General features: G+C 35.9%; 8 protein-coding genes. 6 read left to right on the top strand and 2 right to left on the bottom strand.

Going from position 1 to position 12078, the window contains the following annotated elements:
* Positions 1 to 68: 68 nt before the first annotated feature.
* Together DSL64_RS21725 and DSL64_RS21720 are read right to left on the bottom strand one after the other, a co-directional pair.
* Complete coding sequence (locus DSL64_RS21725; RefSeq protein ID WP_158547963.1) at positions 69 to 1055, bottom strand: FecR family protein; 987 nt, start codon at positions 1053 to 1055, stop codon at positions 69 to 71.
* A gap of 265 nt (positions 1056 to 1320) precedes the next feature.
* The gene (locus DSL64_RS21720; RefSeq protein WP_115833044.1) at positions 1321 to 1902 is read right to left on the bottom strand and encodes an RNA polymerase sigma factor; all 582 of its coding nucleotides are present in this window, start codon (positions 1900 to 1902) and stop codon (positions 1321 to 1323) included.
* A 1599-nt stretch (positions 1903 to 3501) separates the two neighbouring features.
* On the opposite strand from DSL64_RS21720, the gene DSL64_RS21715 reads away from it, so the two are divergent.
* From DSL64_RS21715 to DSL64_RS21690, 6 genes are read left to right on the top strand one after another with little or no spacing between them, the layout of a single operon-like run.
* Positions 3502 to 4149: a recombinase family protein gene (locus tag DSL64_RS21715; protein ID WP_115833043.1), complete on the top strand. Its 648-nt coding sequence runs from the start codon at positions 3502 to 3504 to the stop codon at positions 4147 to 4149.
* A complete protein-coding gene (locus DSL64_RS21710) occupies positions 4146 to 5030 on the top strand; it encodes a DUF4007 family protein (RefSeq protein WP_115833042.1) in 885 nt (294 codons plus the stop codon). Before DSL64_RS21715 ends, DSL64_RS21710 begins: the two co-directional genes overlap by 4 nt.
* Positions 5020 to 8238, top strand: coding sequence for a hypothetical protein (locus DSL64_RS21705; RefSeq protein ID WP_115833041.1), 3219 nt, complete (start codon positions 5020 to 5022; stop codon positions 8236 to 8238). The genes DSL64_RS21710 and DSL64_RS21705 overlap by 11 nt, the downstream gene beginning before the upstream one ends.
* Positions 8235 to 9338, top strand: a complete 1104-nt coding sequence (locus DSL64_RS21700; protein WP_115833040.1) for a phosphoadenosine phosphosulfate reductase family protein — start codon at positions 8235 to 8237, stop codon at positions 9336 to 9338. The genes DSL64_RS21705 and DSL64_RS21700 overlap by 4 nt, the downstream gene beginning before the upstream one ends.
* Entirely contained in the window at positions 9338 to 10963 is a 1626-nt protein-coding gene (locus DSL64_RS21695; protein WP_115833039.1) for a hypothetical protein, read from the top strand. Before DSL64_RS21700 ends, DSL64_RS21695 begins: the two co-directional genes overlap by 1 nt.
* Entirely contained in the window at positions 10963 to 12075 is a 1113-nt protein-coding gene (locus DSL64_RS21690; RefSeq protein WP_115833038.1) for a hypothetical protein, read from the top strand. The genes DSL64_RS21695 and DSL64_RS21690 overlap by 1 nt, the downstream gene beginning before the upstream one ends.
* Positions 12076 to 12078: the final 3 nt, after the last annotated feature.

The following is a 12078-nucleotide window of genomic DNA, read 5'->3' as shown; positions in this document are numbered from 1 at the left end:
CATCTTCGGCCTTGTTTTAACATTTGGATAATAGCTATAGCATAACAGGGTTGGTTTATAAGTGAAGATTATTTTGATAAATCGCATCCTTTTCCGGACAACATAACAGAATCATTAACAAGCTGATATTTTGCATCAATACTTTCGCAAAGGATTTCAAGCTGAGTGAACAGCGTACTTTCCTGAGATAAATCTGCAGTAATAATACAGTTGCGAAGTTTACTATTGGAAATGTTAATTTTGACCCCGTAGGCTTTCTCCAAAACGGGCAAAATCTCAGCCAGTGGCTTTTCCAGATAGTTGAAGTTAAATCTTATCGCATCAGCCTTTTCTATGGATATAATTTTGGGTTGCTCCACAATACCCGTAACAAGTTTTTCTTCCTGCTTGTAAAATGTAACTTTTTTGTTCTGTGTAAGAACCACTTTTTTCTCTGCGGAGCTCTGTTTCTCTTCCCGCTGTTGCACCTCTACTACCCCGGTCAACACTGCCACCTCAATACTATTTTTGTTCTTATTCTCTTTGATTGTAAAACTGGTTCCAAGAACTTTCGTAACGATATTGTTGGCATGAACGTAAAAGGGACGCGACGTATCGCGGGCTATGTCAAAAAAAACATCTCCTGTCAGATACACCCTGCGCTCATTAGCTTCGAACGATCTAGGAAAAAACAGTCTGGCACCCGGTTCAAGAGTTACCTGGCTCCCATCAGGCAGCCTGAAAGTTTTCCGGTTTGCTGTTTTATTTGTAAAATGATTCAGGTTTTCCAGAATCTCATTTTCAACACCTGCAATAACTGTGGTACTGTTCAGAGCGTATCGATATCCGGCAAAGACAGCAACAAACAGTAAACAGGCAGCTGCAAGTCTAAGGTAGAAGTTTCGCTTCCAAAAAGGCAATGGCATCATTACCTCCCTGGCATTGCCCGAATCCATTCCTTCGTTGATAGCAGCCCACATGAGTTTGCTTGTCTTTTCTTCATCCAGACCTTGGTTTTCAGTGTGGTCAATAGAGTCGTACCACATGTCCATTAATTTGTTCTCTTCGGGGTTCATTCGCTTTTTTTGATAGCGGTCCAATAGCCGCAAAAAAGCCTGAAGGTTCTTTATCATCATAGTCGGGGGTGCAGGAATACTCTTAACTATTATTTTCTGAATGAATGTGGTAAAAGATATTATTCACATCTTTTCTTTGATCCACTATAATGTAAGTAGATTAAACTGCAATTGACCGCAAATCATTTTATCTATTCTTTGAAAATTTATAAAAAATATGCGGTTTTGGCAGGAAAATATTGGATTTGTTACTTCTGATAATTACTCAGAATAAGGAGCCAATACTTAGAAGAAGAAGTATGAGGTAGTCCTTAAGATTAGCGCGAAGAGATTTCAGACCTTGTGTAATATGATATTCTACTGTACGCAGCGGAAGATCGAGCATACGGGAAATTTCGTCAGCAGTCTGACATTGTATTCGGTTCAACTCAAAGATGACTCTTGTTTTTTCGGGGAGTTTTTCAATGCAGGAAGATATTGATCTGGAAAGCTCATTGTAGGCAAGCATGTCATCAGTTTCTGACGATTCATCCTGGTTGTTCAGCTTCACCGATTCGGCATAAAGCTTTCTCTGTACCTCCTTTTTATAAAAATCAAGAACTTTGTATTTTACTGCAGTATACAGATATCGCTCCAGATCTTCGATTTGCACTAGCTCCCGACGTAGCCACAGGTCAAGGAAAATTTCCTGCACGATTTCCATGGCATTTTCACCGGTTCGAACTTTACTCAGAGCCGTGCGGTACAATCTTGATTGGAACTGACCGTAGATTTCTTCGAACGCAGCCTTATCTCCCTGTCGCAAAAGTTGCAGTAGTTCAGCTTCGTTTGTCAAAATCCCATTCATAAATTACTCAGGCTATAAGCTCAGGTGTAAATCTGGACAAATATCTATTTTTTTTTACTATATACCCAAATACTACAATTTAAAAATGCCCGGGCAAGCTTTGGGAGATAGAGAAATTGCGGGCATATCCCATGTTTGGTTTACGATATAGGAAAAAATGCCGAAGCAAAAAATACTCATGAATAGCTAACGTCAGGTTTTAAAATACCTTATCGTATAGGCCGATATTGGGGACAAACTTGTTGATAGAGGAATATTAACTAAAGCAAGAAAAGGAGTTAAATCTCGACCGTTATTCTTGGAATAAGGTGGAAGAGGGAAAGATACGATGCTCACGAGTAAATTGTGAAAATTTGTAAATTTTGGTTATTCATCAAATCAAACGGCTATGTTATAAACTTATATTTGCATGGTTTTGCTTCTTTTTGTAGCCATTTTTAATGAACGAGAGAGGGATTCGAACCAATTTTCTATCCCGCTTACTGTCAATAACTTATGAAGCTCTAAAAATACCTGCTCTCGAATTGCTCACCTTGACTGGAATTTAAGCAATTTTCTTAACAAATTTAAGTTGTAATTTGCTCATTGTCAAGTGTTTGTGAAATTTTATTTTTAAATCTCCGAGGGTTCGGGTTCTTCGGGGATTTGAATGTTGATTTCTATATTTCTGATAATCAGGTAGTTGATTTTTGGTGATTCGTGAATTTGAGCTGTTTACGGAGATTTTTTGGGGGGGGTGAAAGTAATAGTTAATAATGCAATTGCGTGAGGTATTTGCTAGATGTCATTAATAAAAATCCTTGCTCCTAGTGCTTTCACTAATTTGCTATTTGCAGCTTGTATGATGGCTTTTCGCTATTTCCATCGAAATGGATTGATCTCTAGACATGGTAGTTACTTTGGTTACTTTAATAGCACGCTCACCGATCAGAGCATCTGCGTTCAGCTGGTCATGTCTTAGAATTGAAGTCTTTTAGGATGTCGTTCATTAGCAAATCTCCTGTACATCACATTTTCGGTCGGGATAGTCCTAGCATCGGATTGCAAAATTTCGAAATCTCGCTGCATCTGCTTATGAAGTCGTTCCTGTAAATGGGTAGTGGTACTGGCTATGTGTATCTTTTAATCAAGCTCATTCTAAGAGTCTTTACGATCTGCTACAAGCAGGCTAGCTTGTATCTGTAACATGTAATAGTGAGGCATTTAGTTGTTCAGAATTGTTTAGATCTGATATTTCTATCGGCGAGATCTGTATTTAATCTGTCCATCTTCAGCGACAAGATCATCTGGGGAATGTGCACGTTAAATAGCAGCGGTCATTTGTTGTATGGATATTTCAGGCTATTCCATTGTTGTCAGCACTTTATATTTACCTGCTTGTTGGAAAAGACATAACGGGAAAGGACATTAGGAAAGAATCACTGTCACAGTAAAGCAAGCCCCAACAATTAGCGGTTGCGAAATTGATGTCTGGATGCATGCTGAGATGGGGGGACAATAAAATATCCATCAATGGCGAGGTGAAATTGGAGTTTGGTAGTACACTAAAACAAATTACCGTATATTGCGTAGTGGCACGTTAAATTGTACTTTCTGAAAATGGTAATTGGATATATAAGGGTCTCGAAGACTGAGCAGAATCAGGATCTTCAATTTGATGCCCTTAAAACGGCAGGTTGTGAGAAGATTTATCATGAAAAAATATCAGGTGCTTCCATGCAGAGGCCGGAATATATTAGAATGATTTCGGAGCTTCGAAAGGGCGATGTCATAGTTGTCTGGCGAATTGACCGTTTAGGTAGGACAACTTATGAGCTGATCAAGCTAATGGTTGAATGGAAAGAAATGGGCGTGGACTTCCGAAGTATTTCTGAAGGTATTGACACTTCTACTAAAATGGGTCAGCTTTGGTATATGTTAAGCTCCTTCTTTGCCGAAAATGAAAAAGAAATATTGATGGAGCGGACCTTGGCAGGAATGGAACCTGCGCGAGCGCGGGGAAGGTCAGGAGGCAGACCAAAGGGGCTGACCAAAAAATCAAAGGAACTTGCCAGCCTGGCTGCTACTTTATACTTAAGCAAAAAATATACCACAAATCAGATCTGCGAGCAGTTAAAGATTGGGAGCAAGACTACGCTTTATAATTATTTGAGGCATGAAGGGCTTGAAATTGAAGGCTGGATCCGAATTAACAAAGCAGAGAAGAATCTTCGCAAGTATCAAAACATAAGTAATGGTTACGAATGATTATAGATAATATAGGACACATTAAATATACTTTCTCTGGTCATGACTCTTTCCAATGTCGACAACTTTGGCTGAAGAAGGGCTATGACTATGTGAAAGAAGGGAAGAATTTCAACGAGGAAGACGCAGTTGTAAAACTTGGTGTCGGAAAAAATATGGTTTCATCGATACGTTTTTGGTTAAAAGCCTTCAACGTTATCAACAATAAAGACGTTGCAACTGAGTTTGGAGAGCGATTATTTGATGATGAAAACGGATATGATCCATTTTTGGAAGATGAAGCAAGCCTTTGGCTTCTGCATTATCAGTTAGTAAAAAATGACTTTGCTTCAATTTACAGTATCATTTTTAATGAGTTTAGGAAGGAGAAGTTATTGTTTAAAAAGGAAACATTCGTTAACTACTTAAAAAGGATGGGCGAAAGTAACCCTGACTTGAATTTTAATGAAAATACGGTTGGTAAAGACTTTATCGTCTTTACCAACTTATATAAGAGCGACCCCGAGAATAAGGATGTTGAAGATAGCTTTTCGGGAATCCTTTCTGAAATTGAACTTTTGAAGACAATTGGAAAAGGTAAGGACGAGCAATTTTACATTGAAAATACAGAAAGAGATAGTCTTCCTGAGGCAATTATACTTTATGCGATACTGGACAACCCAAGATACAGCAACTCTATCAGTTTAAATTCGTTGGAGTTCGACTTGAACAGTCCAGGTTCAATTTTCTCTTTAAATCGTTCCGGTTTGATGAATAAAATTTCTGACATAGTTGGTTCTTATAAAGACATAACTTTTACAGACCAAGCAGGAATTAAAGAGTTACAATTCAAGAATAAAGTGACTGCCTATTCAATTTTAGATAAATACTATGGCAAATAGTTTCACAACATCGGTTAATATTATAAGGGACACTGATAGGGATTTCAGTTATATACCAACGCCTAATGCTAAACAGGTTGTTGATCAGATAGTTAATGACTTTAAGAAAGGTATTCGTTCTTTTAACATAGTAGGTACTTATGGTACAGGGAAGTCATCGTTTCTGTTGGCATTTGAGCACAGCATTGAAGGAACAAAACGCTACTTTGAATCTAATTTTCTTGTTAAACCGGAGTTTTCCTTTGTAAAAATTATTGGCTCCTATTCTTCAATTGTCGAGCAATTTGCGGATATTTTTGATGTTCAGACAAATAAAAATAAACAGGAGAACATTCTGTCAGAGATATACAACAGATATCATTCCATCGGAAAGGATAATAAGATTTTATTTGTTCTAATTGATGAGTTTGGAAAGTTTTTAGAGTATGCGGCTAAAAATAACCCAGAAAGGGAATTATATTTTGTCCAGCAGCTTGCAGAATTTTGTAATAATTCCAAGCATAATATCGTTTTGATAACAACGGTTCACCAAAGCTTGGAATCATATGCCTATTCTCTAAGTAAAACTCAGCAACAGGAATGGACAAAAGTAAAAGGACGTTTCAGAGAAATTACTTTCAATGAACCTGTTGAACAGTTATTGTTTTTGGCATCGGAACACGTTGCTGCTAATGTGGATAATCAAACTTTAAATAGAAATATTGAAAAGTGCTTAAAACTCACAACCGAAACAAAGGCTTTCAACTTTAATACGGGCTTTTTACAAGAGATTGCAACTAAACTGTATCCTCTCGATGTTCTTTCGGCCAATATTCTAACACTTTCATTGCAGAGATACGGACAAAATGAGCGCTCGCTGTTTTCTTTTCTTGAATCATCTGACCATACGGGCTTAGCAAAGTTCAACAAGCAGGAGAATCCATTCTACAATTTAACAAACGTTTATGATTATCTGAATTTCAATTTTTATTCATTTTTAATTTCGAAATACAATCCTGACTTTTCAGCTTGGAGTTCTATTCGGTCTTCAATAGAAGAGGTTGAAAGAGCGTTTGATTCAAATATCAACGGTTACATCAAAGCTGTTAAGACCATTGGGCTTCTGAATATCTTCTCTGCATCAGGTTCTATCTTGGATTTAAAATTCTTTACGGATTATTTGAAAACCGCTTGTGGGGTTTCTGATAGTAGAGACGTGATGAATAACCTAGAAACAAAAAACATCATCCGCTACCGCTCACACTCTAGGCGGTTCATTCTGTTTGAAGGAACGGATTTGGATATCCAAACGGCGTTGATGGAAGCAGGTAATAAGATATCTGAAGTGGTTGACGTAACAACACTTTTAAATAAGCACATTCAATTCAGCTCTGTTTTTGCAAAACAATATTCCTTCACTACGGGAACGCCTAGGTACTTTCAATTTAAAATATCAGATTATCCCAACAATTATTATCCAGAAGGAGAGATTGATGGATTTATAAATCTTGTGTTTAATAGCAAGTTGAAAGAAAGTGATATTCAAAATAAATCGGAACAGCAAGAGGAAGCTGTCTTATATTGCTTTTTTAAAAACTCTGCGGAGATAAAAAACTTGTTATTTGAGATAGAAAAAATTCAAAAAGTAATTTTGGATAATGAGAAAGATAAAGTGGCTGTAAGGGAACTAGAAAGCATAAATTTAGCTCAGGTTCGTCTTCTGAATCATTATATTACAGATAGTATTTATTCTGGGAGCAAGGACATAAAATGGTATTTTAATGGTGAGGAAAGGAAGATAGCAGATAAAAAGGACTTCAATAGATTGCTTTCTCAGGTTTGTGGCATTGTTTATGATGCAACACCAGTGTATAAAAATGAGATGGTAAATAAACACAAGATTTCATCGTCCATCCATACAGCGAAAAAAAACTATTTCAGGGCTTTATGCAACGATTGGGATAAAGAAAATTTGGGTTTTGAAGATTTCAAATTTCCTCCAGAAAAGACTATTTACTTATCACTTCTAAAAGAAAATGGTATTTCACCGATTAGAGAAAACTCACTAGATGTGATTTCCATTGATGAAAACTCTTCCTTTAATAGACTATGGCGTGCCTCTAATGATTTCATAGAAAGTGCTAAATATGAACAGTTAAAGGTTTCGGATCTATCCGACGTATTAAGCAAAAGACCTTTTAAACTTAAGCAAGGATTAATAGACTTTTGGATTCCTACATTTTTGTTTTTGAAACGAAATGACTTTGCCATTTTCAATGACGAAGGTTACATTCCCATACTTTCCGAAGAAAACTTAGAGTTATTAGCAAAATATCCTGATCAGTATTCCATAAAAACTTTTGATATTGATGGTGTAAAACTTGATATTTTTAATAGTTATCGCACTTTTTTAAATATATCAACCGAATTGACATTTAGTAATAGCTCTTTTATAGAGACTATTAAGCCGTTTATTGTATTTTATAAGCAATTGCCGGAGTACAGTAAGAATACGAGAAGGCTTTCTGCTTCCGCAATAAAGATTCGACAAGCAATTGCCACTAGTAAGGACCCGGAAGTCACATTCTTCGAGGTATTTCCAAGTGCCCTAGGATTTACGCTGACAGTACTACAACAAGATAAATCGAAACTTCAAATTTACACAACGAATTTGCAAGATGCTGTGAGGGAGTTGAGAGTCGCTTATGACGAACTAGTCAAGCGTTTCGAGGAATTCATTTGCAATGATTTTGTCGGTAAACCTGCGCAATTTGAAGAATACAAGGAATATCTCCAAAAAAGGTTTGGAAAGTTAAAGAAGCATATGCTTTTGAGCAATCAGAAGACTTTCGTTCAAAGGTTGGATTCTCCATTGGACGATAAAAAGGCATGGTTGAACTCCATTGCTCAGTCCATTACTGGCAAAACGCTGGAGATGTTCTCTGATGAAGACGAAATGCTTCTCTACCAAAGGTTTAAGTCGATGATTTTAGAGCTGGATAGTTTAACCAAAATATCGAAAGCTGATATCGACGAGAGGCATGAAGACGTAATTGGAGTCAAAATCGATACATTCTTTAGTAAGATAGATCCAAAGGTTGTCAGAATACCAAAAAATAAGAGCGTAGAAATCGAAGAGATAAAAAATGATTTGAAAAATAAGTTGGGTAAAGACAATACATCAAATATTGCCGCTGTCCTAAATCTACTTAAAGAATTATTACAATGAGTAAGGTACGACATGTATTGGGCATCTCAGGGGGGAAAGACAGTGCTGCTTTAGCTGTGTATGTAAAAACAAAATATCCTTCCATTGACCTGGAGTTTTATTCTTGCGACACAGGAAAGGAGTTGGACGAAACCTACAAGCTGATTCAAAATTTAGAGGTATATCTTGGTTTGAAGATAAATCTTCTACAAGGTGCTAAAAAAAGTTCAGAAGACCCATTTGACCACTTTTTAAAAATGTACGGGGGGTTTTTACCGTCATCGCAGGCACGTTGGTGTACTAAAAAATTAAAATTAGAACCTTTCGAAAACTATGTTGGAACAGATCCTGTAATTTCTTACGTTGGAATTAGAGGCGATGAAGAACGGGAGGGCTATATTTCAACAAGGAAGAACATCCAGTCAATATTTCCCTTTCGGAAGAATATTTGGAGTCAAGATGTCGTAACAAAATTGCTGTCTAATCAAAATTTGGAGCAGTTGTCGGAAATGTCTAAGAATATTGGTTTTGATAAGAATAAAGATAAAGCATTGCAAATTATTTCTCGAAAAGTAGATAATACCTTTACACTTGACCAGAAACTGAATTCTTTGCTTGATGCCGACGTTAAGGCGTTTAATCATTTGGTTTTTGCCTTTTTGAAAACAACAGATTATCCTCTAGGAACTGAGGCTAGTTTCCCTCTTTTGGACAATGATGAAGTGTTAGTAAGGTCGGATATTTTCAGAATATTGGAGGAAAGTGGCGTAGGTGTCCCTGCGTATTATAACAAAATTGATTTTGAAGTCAATGGTAAAGTAGGCCAATATGCAAGAAGCCGTTCAGGTTGTTTTTTTTGCTTTTTTCAACAGAAGATTGAATGGGTTTGGCTTTATGAACAACACCCCGAATTGTATAAGAAGGCGATGGACTATGAGAAAGATGGTTACACCTGGGGACAAACTGAAAGCTTGGAAGAATTAATTCGACCTGCGAGGATGAGTGCAATTAAAGAGGAATATATAAAAAGGATGGAAAGAAGATCAAAAATAAAATCACCTTACCTAATAGACATCTTAAGTGATGAGGAGGAAGAAGGCTGTGCTGCTTGCTTTATATAATGAAAGAGGTACTGGAATATTATTTGAATAATTGCCGCCAAGCAATGACTTACCAAAACGAATTATCATTCGAGTTTGGTAACGACTATGCCATATCATTTTCTTTTGACATTAATGAAGAGGAGAACGATGATGATCTTGACGATGAACACTATTCTTATAATTCTATTTGTGCCTTACCCGATTTGGAATTGTTTTTAGGAAAGGGCAGGAAATTTACCACTGTTACAATAAAAGGATATGAATACTTAGGGTGGAGGGAAGATTTATCAGAGGGGAAGTCTATTACTAATGAAATGTATTCATTAGTAAAAAAGATAAACTCTTTCGACACTAGGGCTATTCTTGAATATCATGTCACGGTAGATTACGGTGAAGCCATGTGTGATGTGGAAGGTAACTATTTGTTCGCTATTCAGATTGCTGAGGAATTTTGGGGTAATGATGAGTTTGCCAAATTTATTATTGAAAATAGCGAATGTACTGTTAGTGTTCCAGACTTCTATACTGTTTTTTTTCGCAATAGAATTGAAATTAAAGATAATAGAGCAGTTTCCATCTTGTCTACTAATACGAAAGTTAGGCGTTTAGGATATTTCAAAGTTTTATCACTGTTGCTCAAAGAAAACAAAAGTGTTCCGGCAGCTTCAATAAATAGAAAATTCGAGAATTATTGTTTGAAATATAAAGGCTTTTTGGAGAGTAATCAGTTTAATAAAGGCTTGATAAATACAACCAAAACTGGTATTTCTGCAAAACCTTATATCGATACAGCTTGTGACTTAGAATTTTTAAATAGGATAAATAATGCTTTTTATTCAGGAAAGACATTTAAAGTCTATCAAACTTTACAGACTGAGTTTTCGGATTTAGACAATATTTTTTCTCTAAGTGATTTTGATAAAATTTTTTTTTTAGAACATATTTTAAGAAATGACTATTTCTATTTTAGTTGTGTTTTGGAGTTAATGTTTATCGAGGAGAGAACAACGTATTCTCACTTGAATAAGGTTTTCCAACATAAGATAGTTTCTCGTCTAGAAAGGTATAGACAATCGAGTGAGTTTGGTGATAGAAAAGTGCTAAGTAATTTAGACATAATACTAAATAGAATAAAAGGGTGGAAGAAAGCGGACATATACTTAGAGCATGTAATAATGCCAAGGTTAAATTGGATGCTAGATTTGAATGTTATTAGTCGTATTAACAATGAGTACGCAATCACGGAAATTGGGAAAAAAATATTTCGGCATTTGTGTATTTGGAATGATGTGAATACAAATGAGATAGTTTCGGCAAATGGATTTCTTGATAGGTTTATGGTCCATCTTTTTGACGATTGTTATAATGATAGCGGTGCAATAAATCCAGATAAAGAAAGCTTGATTCTAGAAAAAATGCATAGGTACATTGGAGAGAGTTTTGATTTTTTTAAAACTCTGGCTCCCAACAGAGTCACCGCATCACAAGCCGCAAACTATACTAAGTATAAGTTGTACTTAGACGACCGTATAAAGGTTGGATATCAATATATATTGGATAAGCTATCTGACAAAGATGAAGAAAAGTTTATCTTTAAATTTCAAGAGCAATATCAGGACGGCTACATACAAAAAATTTATTAATGGCAGATATAACAGAATCGTTCAAGCTTAAAACTAATCCATTTAGGTTAACGCCTACCACAAATCCCGATGAATTGGAATGGGCGGGATTTAAGGACATGAAAGATAAGTTTGAAAAGAGAATTCAAAGGAGCATTAGAATACCCAATTCAACCTTAGTTTTAAATTGGGGTGAATACGGTAGTGGAAAAACTCATGCGGCTAGATATTTTAATAAAAAGGATGTATTGGAGGAGCTTGCTAAGAATGTGGAAAGGGTCATTCCCTATTCTATGGTAATTTCGCTGCCAAAAGGAAAGGAGCCAATTTTTAGTCTCTATACGTCTGTAATAGATAAGTTGAATATTGAAGAAATAAGGAAGTTGTTCTCTGACATACTTCCAAGCGTCGGTGAGTATATAGCTTTGATCAGTTCCAATATTCATATTCAAAATGTTCTAAAAGGGATTTTTAACTCTGAAATTGATCACTTAGACATTAAGAAATATCTTTATGGGAATATGTCTGTGTCAGATTTGAAGTCTTTAAACAGGCATGGAATTCTTAGGATGTTAAGAGATGATACTGATTATAGCTCTTTAATTGCGGGTTTATTCTCGTCATTAACCTTTGATAAGAAAAAGTTTTCGTGTATTATTCTTTGGATTGATGAGTTTGAAGATATTGCGGTGCTAAATAACACTAGCATAGATAAGACCAATAATTTTATTCGGGAGATTCTCGACAATGTTCCCAATAATTTGTTACTGTTTTTAAACCTTACGCAATCTGCTTTAATTTCAGTCGAAGATTTGGGTCAATATATTTATGATAGCGTTAGATCCCGAATCAAGGAAAGGATTAGTTTTGACTTGCCAAGCCAAATGGTTTTCAAAGATTATTTAGTTGAATTACTTACTCTATTTAGAGATTCTGCAGCTGATAGCAAGTACTTTCCTTTTGAGGAGAATGTGATAGATGAGATTATCAGAACACAGGGCAATGTGTCGCTAAGGCAGTTTAATGAATCATTATCATTACTGCTTGAACTCTCAGATATGGATAATAAATGTCCTATTGATATGGATGTGTACAATGAATACAAAGATGATATAATCTGGCAAAAGGACTAAACG

It is taken from the genome of Dyadobacter luteus (genome assembly GCF_003383615.1).
In the GTDB taxonomy this organism is placed as follows: domain Bacteria; phylum Bacteroidota; class Bacteroidia; order Cytophagales; family Spirosomataceae; genus Dyadobacter; species Dyadobacter luteus.
Note: the sequence above shows the minus strand (reverse complement) of the source record. Positions and strands in the feature narration are given on the sequence as shown.

What these genes read in the sequence shown, in the direction of transcription:
- DSL64_RS21720 (WP_115833044.1), bottom strand. Translation starts at nt 1,902, where the DNA reads ATGAATGGGATTTTGACAAACGAAGCTGAACTACTGCAACTTTTGCGA.
- DSL64_RS21725 (WP_158547963.1), bottom strand. Translation starts at nt 1,055, where the DNA reads ATGAACCCCGAAGAGAACAAATTAATGGACATGTGGTACGACTCTATT.
- DSL64_RS21690 (WP_115833038.1), top strand. Translation starts at nt 10,963, where the DNA reads ATGGCAGATATAACAGAATCGTTCAAGCTTAAAACTAATCCATTTAGG.
- DSL64_RS21695 (WP_115833039.1), top strand. Translation starts at nt 9,338, where the DNA reads ATGAAAGAGGTACTGGAATATTATTTGAATAATTGCCGCCAAGCAATG.
- DSL64_RS21715 (WP_115833043.1), top strand. Translation starts at nt 3,502, where the DNA reads ATGGTAATTGGATATATAAGGGTCTCGAAGACTGAGCAGAATCAGGAT.
- DSL64_RS21710 (WP_115833042.1), top strand. Translation starts at nt 4,146, where the DNA reads ATGATTATAGATAATATAGGACACATTAAATATACTTTCTCTGGTCAT.
- DSL64_RS21705 (WP_115833041.1), top strand. Translation starts at nt 5,020, where the DNA reads ATGGCAAATAGTTTCACAACATCGGTTAATATTATAAGGGACACTGAT.
- DSL64_RS21700 (WP_115833040.1), top strand. Translation starts at nt 8,235, where the DNA reads ATGAGTAAGGTACGACATGTATTGGGCATCTCAGGGGGGAAAGACAGT.